This window comes from Pseudoalteromonas sp. SG44-17 (assembly GCF_014164235.1).
In the GTDB taxonomy this organism is placed as follows: domain Bacteria; phylum Pseudomonadota; class Gammaproteobacteria; order Enterobacterales; family Alteromonadaceae; genus Pseudoalteromonas; species Pseudoalteromonas rhizosphaerae.
In genome coordinates this window covers 196,482-219,568 of sequence record NZ_JACJEV010000002.1, presented here as the reverse complement: position 1 = coordinate 219,568, position 23,087 = coordinate 196,482, and the positions used below count along the sequence as shown (strand labels likewise).

Genomic DNA, 23,087 nt, shown 5'->3' with positions numbered 1-23,087 from the left:
ACATGCAGTAAACTCTTGCGAGCACGGTAGCCGTGAGCTTCGTAAGGTAACATCACTAAACGCGCTTCTTTACCTAAACCTTTTAGCGCAGCGTACATACGCTCGCTTTGCATTGGGAAGGTGCCAGAATTCGGGTCTTCTTGGCCGTGGATCATTAACATCGGCTCGTTAATTTTTTCAGCATGAAAAAACGGTGACATATTGGCGTATACATCCTGTGCTTGCCAAAAATCACGTTCTTCTCCTTGAAACCCAAACGGTGTCAAGGTCCTGTTATAGGCGCCACTGCGGGCAATACCGGTTTTGAATAAATCACTGTGAGCTAATAAGTTTGCTACCATAAAGGCGCCATATGAGTGGCCTGCAATGGCGATTTTATCTTTATCTGCAATGCCTTTTTCGACCAGCACATCTACCGCAGCTTTGGCACTTGCAACTAACTGCTTTCTAAATAAATCATTTGGCTCTTTACCATCAACACCGACGATTGGCATCTTCGGATCATCAAATACAGCAATACCTTTTGCGAGGTAAGGCATTGGCCCCCAATAACCTATGTAGGTAAATTCGTACGGCGATTCACGTACTTGCGATGCAACTGCTTTATCTTTATATTCCAGTGGGTATGCCCACATTAATACAGGTAATGGACCTTGCGTTTTATCGTAACCTGGAGGTAAATATAGCGTACCAGAGAGTTCAACACCGTCATCACGTTGGTAACGCACAAGTTCTTTAGTCACCCCTTTAAACGCCGGGTATGGATGCTCAAAGGTAGTGAGCTGAGTCAGAGTGTCGGCATCTAAATCGCGAATAAAGAAGTTAGGTTGTTCGGTCTTAGATTCACGAATAGTAATTAATCGCTCACCTTCATCATCAAGCATGGCACGAACTCGCTCGTAATATGGCGCTTTTGATTGCCATAAACGTTTGGTTGTATTGGTCTTAATGTCGTACTGATCTAAAAATGGCACATTCCCTTGCTCTGACGCACCATCACCGCGCAAAAATATATAACGTCCACCAACCACTTTAATAACGTTTACACCGAGATCATTTCGCTCATAAATAGCGTCGCCCGGATCTTTATAAGCATCGTTATAGCTGCGCTGTGAAAACAATACGCGGTTATTATCCGCATCGCGTGGTTGGATCACATAGGTACGTAACTGGCGATCACTAAAACGCCACTCGGTTAAAAACGCAACGTTTTCATTCGCCCACTCAATACCTGAAAAACGTCGTTCTAGTTTAGCAAATAGTTTTGGTTCACGTTTAAAAGGTGAGCGTAAACTATATAGATGATCATGATACGGCACATCGGTTTTCATATCGCCGCCATCTTGCGCCTCTGCCCAAATGATCTCAGCACCTTGGTCATCACGCCACTGAAAATCACGACGACCCGTTCGCACACTGTCATAACCTTGTGGAATGTTGTCGGCCAGTGGCTGTTTAGACAATTGCGCTAACGTATAACCACGCATGCCAAGCACCTGCCACGTTGTCGCAAAGCGGCTATAGGGTACTTGATACGAAAATGGTTCGTCGATAGTGGCTACTAAAATATTGGTTGAATCAGGCGAGATCGAAAATGATTTAAATAATGCTGGTTTGCCAATCGATAACGCAACACCGCTCAGAGGAATATAAGTTAATTGACCTTGGCCGTAAAACTTAAACTGCAACTCATCAAACGGGCTGGTTAATAAATTTTGGTAAGTCCGTGCTGGCGCTTTTTGACCGCTACTTTGTTGAATAACCGGCACAACGCTATTTGCATCACTAACTAATTTCGGCTTGCCAAGGTTAACCGCTTGGTTAGCAACAATTGCCGTGCTATCTGGTAACCATTGATAAGGGGTAGCTGTTAGCACTGAATTAAGAGCCACAGTTGACAACTGACGTGCTTGTTTAGTTTCGGCGTTATACACCCACAATTGCGCCTGAGTTGGTTGCTCAACAATAAACGCTAAATATTCGCTATTACTTGACCATTTAGGTGAGCGGATCACCCCTTGAGGTAAATTATTAACGGTAATCACAGCGCCAGTCGCAATATGTTTAACTTGTAACGCACTAAATTTAGTGCGAGGACGTGAGCGTGAAAAGTTTGCCGGGTTTAACTTTATACCCGCCAATTTCAATTCTTCTTTTGCTAAATCATCTAATGTTTCAATACGTTTTCGCTCAAACAGCGCTAACCATTGACCATCAGCAGATAGGTAGCTACTCGGTGCTAATTTAGCATCAACCAGCGCGGCTAAATCACTTGATGGGGTTTGATACCCCTGCGCGCCATGGCTAAAATGACTAAAGCCAACACTCAATAAGAGGGCGAATAAAAGCAGCATGCTTTTCATAGTGTATCCTTGGTATTTTTTATTAATTCCTGTATATAAACATGTTTTGCAACATTCATAAAGTTTTTACGATTCTACCTTCAATAACGCCGATAGATGACTTATTAGCTCAAACTGCGTTAAACTGGATCCTTCGTTCAAGCAATTGCTGACGCATACATTAAAATGAAAAAAAAAACCGATAAAATAACTATTTTTGACGTTGCCAGAGAAGCACAAGTTTCTAAGTCAACGGTGTCGTTAGTGCTTACACACAGTGACAAAGTCAGTGATAAAAGCAAAGAAAAAGTATTGCATGCCATTGATAAGCTTGGCTATGTATATAATAGAGATGCGGCAGCACTGAGAAGTCGCCGCTCTAATTTAGTGGCGTTAGTTATTAATGACTTAACTAACCCTTACTCTGCGCAAATAGCGGTAGGACTTGAAAACCATATTCATACCCTTGGCATGCTGCCGATGTTAGTGAACACCGCCGAAAGTGTGGAGCGCCAAACACAAGTTGTTAAAACACTCAAAGAATATAATGTTGCCGCATTTATCATGTGCCCTGCCCCGGGAACTACCCAGCAGTGGGTTGATGAACTGATCAATAGTGGTTTCCCGGTCATTCACATTATGCGCGAAGTGCCTTTTTGTGCCGCCCCGACAATATTACCGGACAATAAAAAAGGCACTCATCTAGCCACTAGCCATATTTTACAACAAGGTATTGAGGATATTGCTTTTATAGGTGGAACTAATGATATTTCTGATCATCATGAACGTTTAAGTGGTTTTCACAGTGCCCTAAAGCAATTTAATATCCATCAAGACAAACCAACGATCACCGCCGCCACGAACCGTCAAGGCGGGCGCGATGCCTTTGCTACGTTGTATGCGCAATACCCTGCGACTAAAGCGATTATTTGTTTTAATGATGTTATTGCATACGGTGTCGTCGAAGCCATTCGCCAACATGGTTTGATCCCCGGTAAAGATATAAAAGTAGTCGGTTTTGATGATTTAGCTGATTCATGTTTAATGTCTCCATCATTAAGCAGCGTCACCATAAATGCAGACGATATTGGTAAACATACTTGCCAAGTACTGCAAGAATTACTTAATCAAGGCACCCCTGCGGTGCGCACTTTAGTCGATGTTCATCTGCAAGTAAGAGCTTCAAGTCAATGAAAAAAGTCTTAGTAATTGGCTATGTATGGCCAGAACCAAATTCATCAGCGGCCGGCACTCATATGATGTCGCTATTAAAAGCGTTTAAAAATGAAAATTGGGCGGTTGAATTTGCCAGTCCCGCACAAAAAACCGAGCATATGGTTAATCTGGATGACTACGGGATCAGCAGCGCAACTATTGCCCTTAATTGTGCAAGTTTTGATGAATATGTTATCAACTACGCCCCTGATATCGTCATGTTTGACCGTTTTATGATGGAAGAACAATTTGGCTGGCGAGTAGATAAACATTGCCCTAACGCAGTAAAAATCCTTGATACTGAAGATTTACAATGCTTACGCAATGCCCGCCATGAAGCGCATAAAGGCAACCGAGCATTTAATCATAGTGATTTACATTCTGACATCGCCAAACGAGAAATAGCCGCTATTTTACGCTGTGATTTAAGTTTGATTATCTCAAGTTTTGAAATGCAATTACTTGCTGATGTATTTAAAGTCGACAGTAACTTATTGCATCATCTGCCTTTTATGGTCGATTTAAGCTCACTCCCTGAACAAACTAAATCGTTTGAGCAACGCCAACACTTTATGACCATAGGTAATTTTCGCCACGCCCCAAACTGGGATGCAGTGTTGTACTTACAGCAAATTTGGCCGCTGATCCGTAAACAATTACCGCAGGCTGAGTTACATATTTATGGCTCTTACCCACCACCAAAAGCCACGGCACTCAATAACCCTAAAACTGGCTTTTTAATTAAAGGTTGGGCCACTGATGCTTATCAAGTAATGGAAAGTGCGCGTGTGTGTATCTCACCGCTGCGTTTTGGTGCTGGCATTAAAGGAAAGCTGTTAGAGGCGATGATCATGCAAACACCCAGTGTTACAACGACAATTGGTAGTGAGGGCATGCACCATGATTTACCTTGGAGTGGTGTGGTTGAAAATGAGCCACAGCAATTTGCCGATGCCGCTGTGGCACTGTATCAAAATAAAAGTTTATTTACGCAGGCACAAACAGCCGGTAATACGATATTAAAAACGCACTACGACAAACAGCTTTTATCTAATAATTTAATCATTAAAATTCAATCAATTAAAGAGCAATTGCAAGCTCACCGCGAAGCAAATTTCACAGGCCAAATGCTCAAACATCACACAATGCGCAGCACTCAATATATGGCACAGTGGATTGAAGCTAAAAACAAATAAAAAAAACTAGACAGGCGGTGATTAGTGTTTAAAATTCCCGCCAAACTAGGTAGGCAAATTTAGATGTATTGTCTATATTTTTTAACTGAATAATTTAAATTTTGGCTCAATACAAATTTGAAAACCGCAACGTTTACAGAAAAGCGCAAATTTATCGTTAAACTGGGTAAGATGCTTCATAAGTATGGTACCCCAGCTTATCGACTCGAAGCTCACTTAATGGAAGTGGCTACTTACCTTGATCTTAAATCTTCATTTGTAATGTCACCCACTTCCGTAACTTTTGTGATTTGGACAGATGGCCATGAAGATGAATATACTCACGTTGCCCGTGTTGATCCTGGTGATCACGATTTAGGGTCGTTAGCCGATACCGATGATCTGGTTAATAAAATGCTCAATGGCGAACTCACGCTACAAGAAGTTGACGTTCAACTCGACGCCATTTTTATTATGCCAAATCCGTATAATCGCTTTACCACAGGGGTTGCCTTTGCTACCTCTGGCGGCGCATTTGCAATGCTGATGGGCACCAGCTGGAATGACGTATTTTGGTCAGCGCTACTTACCTCTGTCGTTTACTTATTTGTACTGTGGTCAGCGCGTTCAAAACGCGTAGGCCATATGTTAGAGCCATTAGTGGCGATAGTCTCGGCTATTTTGGCCTGCGCTGTAAGCGTGCATTTAGACGTCGGGATTAATATTCGTTTAGTGGTATTGTCTGCGATTATTGTGTTTATACCCGGGCTTGCATTAGCACTGGGCCTAGCAGAACTTGCAGCGCGGCATTTAGTTTCTGGTACAGCGCGTGTGATGGATGCTTTTATGCTGTTGTTTAAACTGTATTTTGGTGCCTTCATCGGCATTGCGATTGGTTTTGCACTATTCGGCCAAGCCGATTTCGTACAACCTGACCCTTTACCTAAATGGACGGCTTGGTTGGCAATCTTTTTACTCTGTAGCAGCTTAATCGTTATTTTTAGAACCAAACTAAAACATGCTACATGGTCTATCGCCTCTGGCTTTATCGCTTATGGCAGCAGTATTGGCTCTGCGATGTATTTAGATTACACCTTAGGAACATTTGTAGGTGCATTTGCGGTGGGTGTATTTAGTAACCTATTTAACCGCGTAGCAAACGCTCCTGCCTCAATTGTTGCCATGCAAGGCTTGATTGTATTAGTTCCAGGTAGCAAAACTTACATAGGTCTAAACTCATTAATTGAAGGGCAAGACTTTGTGTATGCTGAGCACATCGGCCAACAAACCTTCCTAATATTTATGTCATTGGTGGCTGGATTAATCTTTGCCAACGTTGCACTCCCACCGAAAAAGAGTTTATAAAGCAATTAAGTGTCTAGCCTGCTAGGCGCTTAATTTAAAAGTAAACGTGAACCTATTGCTCTTAGTTACTTCCCTATCGTGAAATCTTAACTCGCCGTTAATGAGTTGCTAAAAAACTCTGCGATCAACTCTTCTTAAGTATCAAACCTTAAAGGGTTATAATACCAATCGACTTAAATATTTAACCATTCTAGCGAGCTAAATGGTCAGTAACTTAACACGATTGGTATAAGCACTTTCAATAAATCTAAGATAATCAGATCCGTCCTGCATCAATCTTTATAATTTTCCCACTCATTTTTAGCCACAAAAATACGCTCGTAATTAAACGTTCTAAATAAACGTCGGGTGTACTAATGCCAATAATCTTGTTCAATTACCTTTTTCCTTTCATTTTTTAATCCACTAGTTGTGAATTGTAAAAATTAAAATCAAAAAATAGATTGAGTAAACTTAATTTATTAAAAAACAAAAATAAATAATAAATTTAAACTATTGATATAAATAAATTAAAAAGCAAACTGCATCATTTTATTTTCAATTTTGTCACTTTCACAACTATTCATCCAAATTCAAGACTCTATTTTTAAAAAGGCGTTTAATAGAGGCACAAACAAAGCTGGTACAGGTTACTTTTACAAATAAAGGTAGCCATAAACTAATCTCCCTTAGTTGCCAGCTTAAGTTTGTAGACAGCGTCTTAAATGCAATTCGGATCTTAAAAGTGAATACATAGGTACGAATAACATATACACAATCTGATACAACAAAATAAAGTTTTGATTCAAGGGGAATCGAGGATGTTAAAAGTAAAAATAAATAAGCTATATTTAGCAGTTAGCGCATCACTTATTACATCGGCATTGAGCTTACCTATGGTAGCCCACGGCGCCGAGCTTAAAAGCACAGATGAAGTTGAAGTAATCCAAGTTCGTGGTATTCGTGGCAGCGTTGTTAAATCGCTAAATACTAAACGCTATTCAAATGCCATAGTCGATGCAGTAACTGCGGAAGATATCGGTAAATTCCCCGATCAAAATGTTGCAGAATCACTGCAACGCATAACTGGCGTATCAATTAGCCGTAACTTTGGTGAAGGAGAACGTGTTAGTATTCGTGGTACGAGCGAGAGCCAAAACCGCACATTATTGAATGGCCAAGCTGTTGGCTCTGCCGATTGGTGGACAAACTCTGCCGCAAGCCGTGGTTTTAACTACACGATGCTGCCCTCTGAAGTTGTATCTGGATTAGAAGTTTATAAATCACCTGAAGCCGACATCGATGAAGGTTCTATAGGTGGAACTGTTATAGTACGAACTCGTAAGCCGCTTGATTTAGAAGCGAATAAATTTGCCGGCTCAGTACTTGCTCAATACAGTGAAATTTCAGGCGAAACCGACCCACAACTCTCTGCAATGTACAACTTTAAAACTGAAGACGAAACCTTCGGTGCACTTATTTCATTGGTTCGCCAACAGCGTAATTTGCGCCGTGATGGTATTGAATCATGGAGCTGGGCAAAACGTGATATCACCTTAGAAGATGGTACTGAGTACAAAGACGTATACAGCCCAGGCGGTGGTGGTTCTGCCATGTTTTTACAAGAGCGTATCCGTACCGGTATCAATTTAGCTGTGCAGTATCGACCTACTGAGCAATTAGATTTAACCTTCAATGCCCTTGATTCGACCCTTGAAGCAAATAATGAAAATCAAAACTTTCTTTGGCTGCCTGGTTACGGTGGCTCACAATACACTGATGTCACATTAATAGAAAATGATCAAGTTGGTACTATGCTCGTTGGCGGGACTTTAGGGTTATCACCGACGGCTAATAATATTCTTGATGAGACCAAAGTACGTAACTCTGAAATCAACACTAAGTCATACGATTTAAAAGCGGATTACCAAGGTGATTTATGGTTGACCAGTGTACATGTTGGATATACCGAAGGCAGCGGCGGCTCGCAAGCTGATCGCAGTGTTGGTTGGGAAGGTAACTATATACATAGTTTCGACACCTCAAATGTAGAAGATGTGCGTACTAGCTATGGTGCAGATCCAGCTGATGGTAAAAACTGGGATCTAGGTTTTTTACGTTACGATAATAATAATGCCAAGGATGATGAAACTTACCTACAAGTTGATTTTACGCGCCCAATTGACATCGCTGTCTTTAGTAAAGTTAAGTTTGGCTTAAAGTACCGAGACCATTCACGTTTTAATACTAAACACACCACTGATAACCGCACCGATTTGGGCTGGAACTTAGCAGACTATTCGCTATCAATGCCATCAGATTATTTATCAGGCCTAGGCTCTGACGGTACACTGAGTAATTACGCAATCACCGACTCAGATAAAGTTCGCCGTGAAGGTGATGCTCTTGATTGGAACTACCGTGTACTCAAAGCGAGTACCTTTGAAGTTGAAGAAAAAATTACCGCAGGTTATATCAAAGCAGATATAGATGTTGAAGGTATGCGCGGTAACTTAGGTGTTCGTTTGGTGCAAACTCAGCAATCAACGGCAGCCTATGTAGGTGAAAGTGGCTCGGAAGTATGGACCAATGATGACCGTGACTATTTTGATATTTTACCGAGCATCAATTTAGCAATTGATTTAGATGACGATGTACTACTGCGCTTCAGTGCAGCACGTGTTATGTCGCGTCCAGATTATGCATCAATGACTCCTTCAACCTCTTATAACCTCGAAACACAGACAGGCAGCGGTGGTAACCCTGATATAGACCCATATCGTGCAACCCAGTTTGATACTGGGGTTGAATGGTATTTCAGTGACGCAGGTTTATTCTCAGCTGTTGTATTTTACAAAGATATTCAATCTTTCTTAGATGTTTCACCAAATCTTGAAATACATGAAGGTGTTGAGATCTTAGTAAACCGCCCGACTAACGGTCGATCGGGTCGTATCCAAGGTCTTGAACTTGGTTATCAACAAGAAATCCTTGATGGTTTTGGCTTAAATGCTAACTACACATTTGTCGATGGTGAAGCAAAAGATGCAGATGGCAATGATACGATTATTCCAGGTAACTCTGAACACACAGTCAATTTAAGTACTTACTATGAAACAGAAACCTTTAGTACCCGTATTTCATATAACTTCCGTACTGGTTACAACTCAGGCCAAGGCCATGGTTATGTTGATGATTATGGTCAGGTGGATGCGAACTTTACCTATAACGTAAACGATAATCTAGCGCTTGTGTTAGAGGCAATTAATTTAACAGACGAGCATACCTTTAGCTATCAAGAAAAAGGTGTGCAACAAGCACTGACCGGTGTTTACGCGGATGGTCGTCGTTTTGTAGCCGGAGTACGTTTTAACTTTTAATATCCATTTTTGTCGAACTCCAAGCTAACACAGGTATTCGACTCTCGCCAAGGACGGCATCGCCCCTATGCCCAGGGGTTTAAAGCAGGTAGTCATTTGACTGCCTGCTTTTTTTCATGCTTAGGAAATTACCATTATTAGTAGCACAAAGGCGCTAGTAATAATAAACAAAACAAGTACAATCAATAGGTAAAAAAGTTACTCGATCAACATCGGCGAAGCATAATACGTGTCAGAAAGCACAGTTAGTCATTACAATAAACAAACAACAAGATTTTGTCGTTACAAATTCTTAATTGTATTGCTTTGCCTATTTTTTGTGTTCCAGACTAAAGCTGACTTACTGAGTGCAACTCTCGATTACCATCAGGGAAACTTCAACGATGCGAAGCGCGAATTCCAACAATTAGCCTATTTGGGTAATGCCGATGCAATTTACAATATTGCTGTTATGCATTTACATGGCCAAGGGGTTGAAAAAAATAAAGCCCAAGCCTATGCCTGGTTTAGTTTAGCGGCAGATTTTGGCTTACTTGATGCACGCGATACTGCAATGCTGATAGCCAGACAGAGTAACAATCAACAACCTCTTGATGATGCCTATAATGCACTGCTAAAACAACTCAGCTTTCAGTGGTATGACCGACAATTACGGCCAGAATTAAACGCCAGTCCAGCCCCTCATGCGAGTCCACAACGTAGCTATACTGTAGAGCCAAAATACCCAGAACATGCCTATAAAAATGGTATCGAAGGCTGGGTCTGGTTAGAGTTTGATATTGATAAAAGCGGCGCAGTAACAGATGTTTCCTTAATTGATTCATACCCTGAAAAAACCTTTGATAAAGCCATTATCAACGCAGTTAAACGTTGGAAATATCAAGGTGATAGCCAAACATTGCCCTATTACAACCGTTCTCTACTGTATCACTTTACGACCTATAAAGGTAAACAGTATGAACAAAGCTTCAAAAGCCAACAACGTGAATACAATGAAAAAATTTCAGACTTAATTGATGCCGCCGAACAAGGTAACGCCTTAGTGCAATATTATATTGCCAATTGGCTAAGTTCTGACGACTACAACGCAACTAGATTATTGAAATATCACTGGCAACAAGCAAATGCTAACAGTGAATTACTACTGCGTTCAGCTGTCAATGGCTATGCTAATTCGCAGTATCGTATTGGCGCAAATATGCTTCGCGGCGAGTACGGTAAAGTTGATCGTGAAAAAGGATTGAATTGGATTGTGCTCGCAGCACAAAGTGGCTTTGCTAATGCGCAATACCGTTTAGGCCGAGAGTTACTCAATAGCCAATATGTGGATTATGCGCCGAATAAGGCCTTAAAATGGTTAAAAGCTGCAGCAGAGCAAGGCTTGTTTAGTGCCAAACGCGATCTCGCCTTATTGCTTTTTGAGTTAAAAAAGCCCGCCCAACAAGTAACTGCCGCATTAAATTCAGCACTGATAGATGATAGTGAACACCCACAATTATTATTACTAAAAGCGCGAATTCAAGCTGCTAGTAATAAACCGCAACACGCTAAAAAACTGGCTAATAGTGCTCTAAAAGAAGCGAATGCTCGTAACTGGGATCAAAGCCGAATCAAACAATTTATGGCGACACTACCTTAACTGCTTTGTGTAATAGAATATCAGTTTCAATGCCATCCACTTGACTAAATACCACTTGACGCCCGTCTGTTGAACTACTGATATTTAAATTAATATCAATGTCGTAACCATAAACACCAAGCTCTTTTATAAACACATTACGCTTTTGCTCTGTTAAATAACAATACAGCAATAATTGATGCCCTTGACGGAGTACATAATAAATACCATGTTTAAATACCGCAGGCTTAAATAACTCAAGTGATGGCAATAATTGCGCTAATGGTAATTGCTGCTCTAACACCGCTGATAGATAAGTTCGCACGTGTAAATCATGTTCTAAATACGAGCTATTAAGTTGCCACAATGGATGTTCTTCGTCTAAGGTTTCAAACTTAACGCTATCAGCAACCAATGAGTTACTCATCTGCTGAATATCATAACGCCAATCTTGCCATTGTGCCTGTTCATTCGTGCTTTGCTGCTTTTTAACTTGATAATAAATACTGTGACTATCTGGCGACCAATGCACTGCATTAAGCTGCTCAAAACCCGAAATTATTGGTACTAAGCGCCGCGAAAAAGTATTGATCAAATACACATTTTGTTGCTCGTCAGCCAATAATACGTTGTCACCATTAGGAGAAAAAAGCAGGTATTTTGGCGTAATATCACTGGGCAGAGTAGCGATCAAGTTCGCGGTTTTACGTTGTTTATGCTTAAGCCATACTTCTATATGAGTAAAGCCCGTGATCCCTCTGCGCTGTAATGAAATAAACGCGCTTTGCTGCCCGTCGGGGGATACCGCAGGTAAAATATCCATTCGTGCCGACGATGACAGTTGTACAGCATTACGGATCTGAGGCAAATCCTGAGTAAAATCGAGTTCAATTTGATACAAATTAACGCGCGCTTGTCCTTCAGCATGGGCAATATCGCCTGTTTGCGGGTTAACCGCTAAATCGGCAACAAAGCCTAGCGGTTGGTGAACTAGTTGTTCATTACCTTGATAGTCATAACGGCGTAATGCATCATCCCCGAGCCAATAATAATTGTCTTCACTGTCAAATAATAACGGCGCATGACTATGACGACTGCGCTTTATTTCAGTACGCTTAAGTGATTGTGTTAAATCAACTTCACTAACGCTAAACCAGCCTTGATCTTTTTCCAGTAACAGCATTTTATTATGCTTGTTAATATCAAAAGTGATTGGTTTAAAATCCCCTACGATTTGCTGCTCTAATAAAGTTGGCGTAGGTGTAAATGCTAAGGTATATTTTACTAGCCGTGGCTGCTCATCCTGCCAATGAGTGGTATAAATCGTATTCTCATCAACCCAATGTAGTTTGGTTGGGCCGTGGCGTTGTTGGCAGCGGGTCAATTTAAACTCGGGACTCAAACGCCACGTTTCAATTGCGTTAGATACAGGGATCACCCGAATATCGCAGCTCAGTGGATCATATCTAAAATATGCCAGCCATTTACCATCCGGAGACCATACTGGCGCTTCTTCAGAATAACCTGAGTTTTTAATACTGTGGACAGTTTTACTTTGTTGATCATAAACCGCCAAATCAAACTGACTTTGCTGCTCGTTTGACTGGCTAAACGCTAAATATCTACCATTTGGGGAATAACGTAAAAATACTTCTGCACCAGGAGCTGAGGTGATCCGTGATTGATACTCATAATTTAAACTCGGCGCTTTAGGTGCAAGTAAATACTGACTAATAAGTGTAATGATGGTGCCAAAAATTAATCCAAGCGTAATAAATAAAACGGATGTACGTGGCGTTGCTGGTGTGACTTTGTCTAATAATGTCGGGGCATCGCTTACTTGTGCTATTAATTGATAGCCAACTCGCGGGACAGTTCTAATAAAGAGCGCGGTGTTTTTATCATCCTTTAAACTTTTACGCAGTTGGGTGACCAGCTGGCTCACCGAGTTATCACTGACCACCACTTCTGGCCAAATCTTATCCATAATTATATCACGAGGAACCGCTTGGCCTTGATGCTCAAGTAATAATTTTAGCAACATCAATTGCTTTGCTTCAACCGCGCACCAACGCCCTGCCACTTTCACTTTTAAGGCAGTAAAGTCAACGAGTACATCATTAAGTAATAACTGTTTTAGCTCGGGTGTTGGCATAGTTCGTTTTTTACACACGTTAATCTATGGTTAAATAAGCCAAGAAGGCGTATTATAAGCAAGTACAGTAAATCATAACATAGCCCGCAGCTAAGCACTTATCTTATAAGTACTTAGCTGCAGCATAATTTTTAATGTCGCTTCAACTGGGTCGAATATGCCGATAAAAGCAGTCAATTTTGTTAACATGACGATTCTCTTCACACTCTGCTCATTTATGAGTATGGCAAATCCCCCTGTTACCAGCGACGAAAAAAAATTAGAAACAATTCAAATTAGGGGCTTTCATGACAGCGCTATCAAAACACTGCAAGATAAACGTGATAGCCAATCAATCATAGAAGCAATTAGTGCACAAGATATTGGTAAGTTCCCAGATAAAAATGTTGCCGAAGCATTGCAACGTATTACCGGAATTTCACTATCGCGTGCACAAGGTGAAGGTGAGCGTGTCGGTGTCAGGGGCACAACACCTGAGCAAAATCGTACTTTTTTGAATGGCCAAGCCATTGCCTCGGCCGATTGGTGGATCTCAACTCAGCCAAACCGAGGTTTTAACTACACATTATTACCTGCTGATTTAGTATCTTCGCTTGAAGTTTATAAAACCCCGCAAGCAGACCATAACGAGGGGTCACTCGGTGGCTCTGTCAATATAAAAACTCAGCGTCCATTGCATACCGAACGTAATCATTTTGTTGCCAACGCACAAATACAATACAATGATTTATCTGGCGAGTTTGACCCACAACTGGCTGCATTTTATAACTGGACTAATCCAGATAAAAATTTTGGTGCTCTGATAACTTTCACGCGTAATCAACGTTCATTGCGTCGTGATGGTCTTGAATCTTGGGGTTGGCATGAGCAAAACTTCCAACAAAATACAGATGGTACGCTCACAGCAAGTGACGATAACACCGCAGATATAAAAAATATTTGGACACCTGGCGGAGGTGGCTCAGCTATTTTCCAGCAACAACGTATTTTGACTAGTGCAACTGCGAATTTTGAATATCAACCAAACTTAGATTGGAATATTCAACTTAATACCTTGTATTCAGTACTTAATGCCGATAACAGTAACCAAAACTTTTTATGGCAACCCAGTAGCGTGTTTGCCAGAGGTGGCCATATCAGTGATGCTCGTATAAGTGATAACACATTAACTTACGCCCGCTATTCACAAGTGCCTGAGCAAAATGCACAAAACCTGCCTTTTAGTACTGCAATGGAAGCTATTTGGCGAGAATCTGAAATAAATACCAGCAGTGTGCATTTAATTGTCAGTCAACAAGCACACCTTTGGCAGAACCAATACCAAATTGGTTTTACCAAAGGCGGTGGTGGCTCTAAGCAAGATCACACATCGCAATTTTCCGCCAATACTGCTTTTAGCGTAAACACCACTGAGCGTAAAAATATTATTGCCAATTATGATGTTTCTCCCCTTGATGCACAGGCTTGGCAACTGACAGAAGCACGTAACGACAGCCAAGATTCCAATGATCAAGAGCTCTATTTACAAGGTGATTTTGAACGCGCAGTTGATCATTCTATCATCAGCGCGATTAAAGTAGGTGCAAAATACCGCGACCATCAACGCGATTTTATTCGTTACCGTTCATTCAATGGCGCATTTGATGGTATAGCTCAACAGCTTGATTGGACGTTAGCGGATTACCCTGCTAGTTTTCCCCATGGCTTTTTGTCCGATATTGGTGATCAATATACCCTCAGAAATTATAGCTTCGCCAATATTAGTGCGTTATCAAAAGACTTCCAAACTATCGACTTTATAAAACAACAAGAAAAAGCTAGCAGATTTGATATTCAAGAACGCACCACCGCAGGTTATGTTAAATTGATGCTAGATGGTGATGACTACCGTGCTAACCTTGGCGTAAGGCTTGTAAATACTAGGCAAGACGCTGGTGCTTATAAACGTATTGGTTCACCGGTTGAACAACAAGAAAGTTTTGCATGGCAGCAACATAATAAAAATTATGTCGATATATTACCCAGCGCCAATATCAGTATTGATTTGAATGAGAACCTGATCGCCCGTATCAGCGCCGCACGCGTAATGTCACGTCCTCAGTATAATCATTTAATGCCTTCAACTAATTACAATGTCACTCAAGCACAGGGTCAAGGAGGCAATCCTGACTTAGACCCCTATCGAGCCAATCAATTTGATTTAAGCGTTGAGTGGTATTTTAATGATGCAGCCCTCCTTTCTGTGGCGTTATTTAATAAAGATGTCGAATCATTTGTTGAATTTAAACGTACCATTGAACAACATGAAGGCATTGAAATGACCATTGACAGACCAATCAATGGCAGTGGTGGTACTATTCGCGGTGTTGAGATTGGCTATCAACAAGAGCTTATCTATGGTTTTGGCTTGATCACCAACTATACGTTTGTTGATGGCGACCGAACAGATAGCACATCAGCGCGCGACGATTATGTACCCGGCACCTCAAAACACACTATTAATCTAACCAGTTATTATGAAAATGATTGGCTAAGCTCACGCTTGGCGTATAACTATCGCACACATTTTGCCACGGGTGTGGGAGAGACTATGATGGATGATTTTGGCCAACTTGATGGTAGCGTCACTTTTAAAATATCTGATAGCCTTGATTTTGTTATTGAAGCGATAAACCTCACCGATGAGATCACTTACCTTTATGAGCGTAATGAATATGCGCCAACGGGCATTTATCAAAATGGCCGTCGCTTTTATGTTGGTGTGCGCTACAGCCATTAGCCGACAATGTTTGCCTATTAATCGCATATTTTAGCATTTAAGGTACACCTTGTTATAATCCTTCGATAATTAAAACATGCGAAGGAAAATTCATGATAAAAACTAGCCTAGCACTGGCTCTTGGACTCTCAAGCTCACTGGCATTTGCAGCCACATCGCTTACTGTAGAAGATATCCCTAAAATTCAGTCAGTTATTCAAACCAGCATTAGTCCAGATGGTGACAATGTTGCATTTACCCGCTCAGTGCCACGTGAATTATACGTCGACGAGAATGGCGCCAATTACAGCGAACTCTATGTCGTCGATGATGAAGGTGTCGAGCGTCCTTTCATTACCGGCTCTGTAAGTATCAAGAGTATTCAATGGTCAAACGATAGCAAAACGATCTACTTTTTAGCAAAACTTAAAGACGACAAGTTTACCGCGTTATATCAAATTCCAGTGGATGGTGGTCAAGCGCAAAAAGTACTATCGCTTAAAGACACATCAATTTCTAGCTATCAGTTAAGCCCGAATAACAAACAACTCGCTATTTTAGCTATGCCAGCGGCTGATAAATCTGAAAAAGAGCTAAAAAAATTAGGCTTTATGGCTGAGGTGTATGAGCTAGGCTTAAAAGATAAACAACTATTTATTGTCGATTTAGCCAAAACAGATAAACCTCTGACACCAACAGCGCTTAACGTTGCGAACTATGTAAGTGATGTAAACTGGGCCGCAAAAGGCGATAAGTTATTAGTAAAAACCCAGCCTACAGCGCTAATTGACGACAAATACACTAAATCACAATGGCACTTATTTGATATTGCGACTAATCAAGTGACGATGTCGTTTGCTACTGAAGGTAAATTAGACAGTGCTGAACTGTCTCATGATGGTCGTTACATCGCAATTCTAGGTGCCGAAGATAAGCATGATCCAGCAGCTGGTCGTTTATTTTTAGCTGACACAAAAACAGGTGAAGTAAGTGATTGGTTACCTAATTTCATGGGTCATATCGTTGATTTTGAATGGTCACATAAACGCAACACGCTTAATTTTATTGCCAATGTAGGTACGCAAAGTTTTGTCGCAAGCATTAAAACCGGCTCTAATAAATACAAAAAAATTATTAATGAAGGCCAATTTATTGCATCAAATCTGAGTATTTCTGATTCAGATAAAACCTTAGCGCTACGTGCAAACACTGCAAAGCACCCAAATGAAGTATTCATTATTCGTGGCTCTAAAGCACAACGTTTAACGGATTCAAACAACTGGTTGAATGACAAACGTTTTGCTAAGCAAGAAACTATTTCACTTAAGGCCCGCGACGGTGTTGAGATTGATGGCATATTAGTCTACCCATTAGATTATGAAAAAGGCACGCGCTATCCATTGATCATGTCAGTGCACGGTGGCCCTGAAAGCCATGACAAAGACGGTTGGGTAACAAACTACTCGCGCCCAGGTCAAATGGGGGCTGCACGTGGTTATGCAGTCTTTTACCCAAATTACCGTGGCTCTACAGGTAAAGGCGTTGATTATTCAAAGCTTGGTCAAAACGACTATGCAGGTAAAGAGTTTGACGATTTAATTGACTTTAAACAGCATCTTGTTGAAATGGGCTTAGTTGATACTAAACGTGTTGGTATTACGGGTGGCTCTTATGGTGGTTATGCATCAGCATGGGCCGCAACAAAATTAACTGAACACTTTGCTGCGAGCGTAATGTTTGTAGGTGTTACCAACCAACTATCTAAATTTGGAACTACTGATATTTCCAACGAAATGAATCTTGTGCATGCACGTTCATACCCATGGGATAAATGGCAGTGGTATTTAGAGCGCAGCCCTATTTACTGGGCTGGCCAGTCTAAAACACCATTACTGATCATGCATGGTAAAGATGATCCTCGCGTACACCCTGCACAATCAATGGAACTATACCGTTATATGAAAGTACAAGGCAAAGATGTACGCCTTGTATACTATCCAGGCGAAGGTCATGGTAACCGTAAAGTAGCCGCGCAATATGATTACAGTTTACGTTTAATGCGTTGGATGGATAACTATTTAATTGACGGCAAAAAAGACATGCCAGCATTCGAGATTGACCATGCAGGCAAGTTAAAAGCGGTAAAAGACGCCAATAAATAACTCTCTTATTTTGTGTAAATATGCTTTTAGGCCAACATTCATGTTGGCCTTTTTGCTTTTGAATAACAATGTATATGGATGTAATATAAAGACCTAACTCGGTAATTTTTACAAGAAAACATCCTAACAAGCTAAAATATAAAAATTAAATCAATATATTACAACAACTTAAAAGTTGGCTTCTGTCTTGCAATATTCATTGTAATTAATGAGTAAAGCAAGGAAAACCCATGAATATTTTTGAAGCACTTCGTAATGATCACGATAAACAACGTTCGCTTGTCGATGCGCTGATAAAAACCCAGGGGGAGTCACCGAATAGACAGTCTCTTATGGATAATTTAAAACATGAGTTAGTAGAACATGCTAAATTTGAAGAGCGTTATTTCTACAATCCTTTGATGTTTGATGATTTAACCCATGAAAAAGCCCGTCATAGTATTGCAGAGCATCATGAACTTGATGAATTGATTGAGCAACTTGAAGAAACTGATATGAGCTCACCAGCGTGGCTTGTGACCGCTAAAAAATTACATCATCTTGTACATCATCATCTCGCTGAAGAAGAGCATGAAGTATTTCAACTAGCCGGTAAAGCGCTAACCGAAAGTCAAAAAGAAAGTCTAGCCGAAAAGTATAATGATGCGATGAGTTAACTGCTATATGTGCCCGCTTTAATTTATAAAGCTCTCTAAATAGCAACAACTCTATACCATTTGCATTTATTAGGCACCTCTAACACGGTCAATACTTGGCTAAGCAAATACTCTTAAATTAACTAAGCCCGGCATCAAACGCTGGGTTTTTTAATGCTCATGCTCCATCCCCACCTTTATTTAATATGAAAATCATTCATTGAATGTAAATATTTCGCAATTGAATATACAACTGATAATTGTTATCATACCCACCTTGGTTACTTATTAGATTAATAATCTTTATTCTTGTCATGAAGGAAGTACAATGAAATCCCGCCCGCTTTATCTGGCCTCACTGATCAGTGCATTATTAACATCAACAACACTTATTGCTGATGATGACACAGCTGAAAATATGGAAGTGATGGTTGTCACCGCTTCTGGTTATGAGCAAAAATTAATAGATGCACCTGCAAGTGTCTCAGTTGTCTCTCGCGAAGATCTACAAAATAAGCCATTTACTAGCCTTGCTGATGCGCTTCGTGATATCGAAGGTATCGATGTTGGTGCCGGACAAGATAAAAACGGTAATATTAGTATTACCATGCGTGGTTTACCCGCAAGCTATACTCTAGTGCTTATTGATGGCCGCCGTCAAAGTGACGTAGGTAATATAGGCCCAAACAACTTTGGTAACAGCCAATTTATGTATATGCCGCCACTTGAGGCTATCGAGCGAATTGAAGTCGTTCGTGGCCCAATGTCCACTTTATATGGCGCTGATGCAATCGGTGGTGTAATCAATATTATCACTCGTAAAAATCTTGATAGCACCCATGGTAGCGTCACGGTAAGCAGTAATATCCAACAAGACGATCAATACGGTAACGATAATAAAGTCGATATATATTTGACCGGACCAAGCGGCGTTGAGGGATTAACTTACGGGATCCGTGGTAGTTTTTATGACCGTCAAGAAAGTGAGCCAACTTACAGCGAAAGTTTACCACTTCCAGATGGCAGCATGTGGGTTGATGATGGTAGCTTTGGCGATAAAAAAATCGTTGCAGCACGTAACTGGAATGCCGGCGCAACAATAAACTACCTGATCAATAATCAGAATGAAATCACCTTTGAGTACGACATAGCCAAACAGCGTTACGATAACACCGAAGGTCAAACAGGTACGTTAGATAGCCCAGTCAGTTTATGGCGTGTTAGCAAAGGCATTGTACAGCCACGCGTTGGTTATACTCCATATCAACGTGTTGAACGTGAGCAATTTGTATTTGCACATGTTGGTCGATACGATGTTGGTACGCTGACCAGCAGCATTACCCAAAGCAGCAGTGAAAACTTTGGTCGCTCATTACCTCTTAATGTACAAGAGCGTTTAGGTGTGCAGGCCATTTGGGACCAAGCAGTACAAGATCAAGGCATCGACAAGCCAGAACTAACGGATGCAATTTACGCTCAACTTGATGAGACTTTTTTACCACGCCCAATGCGTACACTAAAACTTGATAACTTAATTATTGATACTAAGTTTGAATCAAATATAGATAACCACTATTTTGTAGTAGGCGCACAATATTTTGATGCCGAAATGGAAGATGGTGTATTTGGTATGTACGGGGATGGCTTCCGTGAAGGTACGACTCAAGATCATCGTCAAACAGCTGTATTTGCTGAAGATAACTGGGAAATTACCACAAATCTAACTGCAACTTTCGGCGCTCGTTATGATCATCATAATATCTTTGGCTCACAAGTTAGTCCTCGCGCTTATTTAGCCTACTCTCCTGCTGATGAATGGACTTTCAAAGGTGGTATCAGCACAGGTTACAAAACCCCAGAGCCAAACCAACTATTCTCTGGTATTACAGGTTTTGGTGGCCAAGGTACTAAACCTTTTGTTGGCACGCCAGACTTACAACCAGAAACCAGTGTAAACTACGAAATGGCTGCTTACTTTAATGGCAGTGATAGTTTTAGTGGTAACGTAACGGTGTTTTACAATGATTTTAAAGACAAAATCATTAACCAAGATAACTTACCAAACTGTGAAGTGGCCATAGCTGATGAACCTTGTGTTGAAATTGGCGCAGGTTGGGCTGGCATCGGTAGCACCACCTTTACGCAAGCTGCTAACGTAGATAAATCAGCTACTCGTGGTGTTGAAATTGCTGCTAATTGGCAGATTATTGAACAGTTGTCACTACGTGGGAACTTTACTTACACCGATAGTGAAGTGAAAAGTGGCCGTGATGAAGGACTACCTTTAGTTAATACACCTAAAAATATGTATAACTTAACGCTTGCATGGCAACCATTGGATGATTTGAGTATTTCACTTATTTCTGAAATCCGCAGCGATCGTTACCGTGGTACGGCAAATGTGTCTGGTCCACAGGGCCCTGAAACACAAAAGCTCTACTACAAAGCCTATGATCTATATCATTTAGCAGCAAGTTATAAAATTAATGATAGCCTAGCATTAAATGCCCGTATTAATAATCTGTTAGATGACGACTTATCAAGCCGTACTTGCTTATTAGCAACCTCAGAGGAAGAGTACGAATGTACATCTGATTACAATACCACCCAAAAAGCACGCAGCTTGTGGGTATCAATGAGTTACAGTTTCTAGAATAAGAAGCTATAAAAATAAAGCCCAGCAACAATGCTGGGCTTTTTATTATTACGATTTAACCGTGCCTTTTATACTTCATCACCCAACACAGATTCGTGGCCTACGCAGATTAAAGCGTATACTCAATAAGGGTTACCGATGAATAAGCAAAGGAAGCCTTAACTTATAGTATTAAATTTTAGAGTTTATTCGCTTAGTATGTGAAGATATGTTTTGACAGATTTAATTTAAATCATTGAGGGATCTTATGTATAGAATATGGCTATTAAGTTTATGTTTTGTCTTCGGTATTGCAAATGCACAAGCGCCGCAACCACTGAGTTATGACGCATTATTAAGCAACTATAATTACGATTTCGACGTTGACTATTTTAACCTTGACTCACAAGGGCTGTCGTTAAAAATGGCGTATATTTACTTACCTGCAAAGGCTGGTAAACCCGTTATGACTTTAATGCATGGTAAAAACTTTAACGCTCATTACTGGACTGAAACTGCACTATTGCTACAAAAACTCGGTTATGGCGTGCTGATACCTGACCAAATTGGTTTTGGAAAATCATCTAAACCACGAGATTATCAGTTCTCTTTTGCAGCCTTAGCTAGTCACACCCATGCTTTAATGAGCCAACTTAATATAAATAAATCAATTGTATTGGGTCATTCTATGGGCGGTATGCTAGCAAGTCGCTTTGCGCTTATGTATCCACAAACAACCCAACAATTAATTTTACTCAACCCTATTGGCCTTGAAAATTACCTGCAATATGTTGATTACAAAGACACTAACTTTTTTTATAAAAATGAGTTAGCGAAAACACCTGCTGGGGTAAAAGCATACCAGCAAAAAAATTACTATGACGGAAAATGGAATAACCAATTTGCTGCTCTGACGAATTTTATCACCGGACAAATTCAAGGCCCAGATAAAGAGCTAGTAGCGTGGGTTAACGCAAAAACATACGACATGATTTTTACTCAACCCGTTATCACCGAGTTTAAAAACTTCACCATGCCTGTTTCACTAATTATAGGTACAAGAGACAGAACAGGACCTGGCCGTAACTGGAAGAAACAAGGAGTAGATTATGAACTTGGCCGCTACGATCAATTAGGTAAATCAGCCGCGGCATTAATTCCTCACAGCCAACTATTTGAACTGACTGATTTAGGTCATTTACCCCATATTGAAGATTTTAAGCGCTTTAAAGCTGTATTGTTAAAAGTCTTAGAAGCAGGCTCAAAGCCACTAGAGTAATATTTAGGCAGTTCAGCTGTTAAAGTTATTAACTGCTGGTTTGATTACTCAACGCTGACCTTTGAAAACCAATTAATAAACATAAATGCCTACTATTAGATACCTTTGAGCGATAACAGAAAAATATTGTTAATTAGCATGTGGATTCACTTTTAATATTTTGATGGCACTAAAAAATAACAACTCACTGATATTATTAGACTAAAACTCTATCTCCATTAATATATTGCTATTCTGAAGTTATTTAAAAATTAAATAACTTTTCAGTTTAAAACTAAAAAAGCAGGTAATGTAAACTTAAAGTTAAAAAAATAAGCAGTCTGTTGTTGACCAAATTACAACCTTAGCATACTCTATGTAAGCGCTTACAACACACACATTGATAAATG

General features: G+C 40.5%; 12 protein-coding genes. 10 read left to right on the top strand and 2 right to left on the bottom strand.

Going from position 1 to position 23,087, the window contains the following annotated elements:
- On the bottom strand, window positions 1-2,354 hold a 2,354-nt coding region (locus H5182_RS02370), incomplete at its 3' end, for a S9 family peptidase (protein WP_404936209.1).
- A 174-nt stretch (window positions 2,355-2,528) separates the two neighbouring features.
- Here H5182_RS02370 and H5182_RS02365 point away from each other — a divergent pair.
- The 5 genes from H5182_RS02365 (at window position 2,529) to H5182_RS02345 (ending at window position 11,095) form a co-directional block, all read left to right on the top strand.
- Window positions 2,529-3,536, top strand: a complete 1,008-nt coding sequence (locus H5182_RS02365; protein ID WP_145234263.1) for a LacI family DNA-binding transcriptional regulator — start codon at window positions 2,529-2,531, stop codon at window positions 3,534-3,536.
- Window positions 3,533-4,753 (top strand): glycosyltransferase, encoded by a 1,221-nt coding sequence (locus tag H5182_RS02360; RefSeq protein ID WP_182734026.1) that lies wholly within the window; start codon window positions 3,533-3,535, stop codon window positions 4,751-4,753. The genes H5182_RS02365 and H5182_RS02360 overlap by 4 nt, the downstream gene beginning before the upstream one ends.
- A 117-nt stretch (window positions 4,754-4,870) precedes the next feature.
- Window positions 4,871-6,097 carry a threonine/serine exporter ThrE family protein gene (locus tag H5182_RS02355; RefSeq protein ID WP_149980016.1) on the top strand — a complete coding sequence of 409 codons (1,227 nt, stop codon included), beginning with the start codon at window positions 4,871-4,873 and terminating at the stop codon, window positions 6,095-6,097.
- 800 nt (window positions 6,098-6,897) lie between these two features.
- Window positions 6,898-9,456 (top strand): TonB-dependent receptor, encoded by a 2,559-nt coding sequence (locus H5182_RS02350; RefSeq protein ID WP_145234273.1) that lies wholly within the window; start codon window positions 6,898-6,900, stop codon window positions 9,454-9,456.
- Between the two features lie 319 nt (window positions 9,457-9,775).
- Entirely contained in the window at window positions 9,776-11,095 is a 1,320-nt protein-coding gene (locus H5182_RS02345) for a TonB family protein (RefSeq protein WP_145234275.1), read from the top strand.
- On the opposite strand, the gene H5182_RS02340 is transcribed toward H5182_RS02345, so the two are convergent.
- Window positions 11,076-13,247, bottom strand: a complete 2,172-nt coding sequence (locus H5182_RS02340; RefSeq protein WP_182734023.1) for a winged helix-turn-helix domain-containing protein — start codon at window positions 13,245-13,247, stop codon at window positions 11,076-11,078. The two genes, H5182_RS02345 and H5182_RS02340, sit on opposite strands and share 20 nt — an antisense overlap.
- Before the next feature lie 139 nt (window positions 13,248-13,386).
- Between H5182_RS02340 and H5182_RS02335 the strand changes: the two genes are divergently transcribed.
- The 5 genes from H5182_RS02335 to H5182_RS02315 all read left to right on the top strand — a co-directional run bounded on the left by H5182_RS02335 (window position 13,387) and on the right by H5182_RS02315 (window position 22,698).
- Window positions 13,387-16,008: a TonB-dependent receptor gene (locus H5182_RS02335; RefSeq protein ID WP_182730910.1), complete on the top strand. Its 2,622-nt coding sequence runs from the start codon at window positions 13,387-13,389 to the stop codon at window positions 16,006-16,008.
- 92 nt (window positions 16,009-16,100) lie between these two features.
- Window positions 16,101-18,149, top strand: coding sequence for a S9 family peptidase (locus H5182_RS02330; protein ID WP_182759438.1), 2,049 nt, complete (start codon window positions 16,101-16,103; stop codon window positions 18,147-18,149).
- A gap of 230 nt (window positions 18,150-18,379) precedes the next feature.
- Window positions 18,380-18,805, top strand: a complete 426-nt coding sequence (locus H5182_RS02325) for a hemerythrin domain-containing protein (protein ID WP_145234283.1) — start codon at window positions 18,380-18,382, stop codon at window positions 18,803-18,805.
- A 307-nt stretch (window positions 18,806-19,112) separates the two neighbouring features.
- The gene (locus H5182_RS02320) at window positions 19,113-21,437 is read left to right on the top strand and encodes a TonB-dependent receptor domain-containing protein (protein WP_182757424.1); all 2,325 of its coding nucleotides are present in this window, start codon (window positions 19,113-19,115) and stop codon (window positions 21,435-21,437) included.
- Window positions 21,438-21,687: 250 nt separating this feature from the next.
- On the top strand, window positions 21,688-22,698 hold the full coding sequence (locus tag H5182_RS02315) for an alpha/beta fold hydrolase (protein ID WP_145234287.1): 1,011 nt from the start codon (window positions 21,688-21,690) through the stop codon (window positions 22,696-22,698).
- Window positions 22,699-23,087 lie beyond the last annotated feature (389 nt).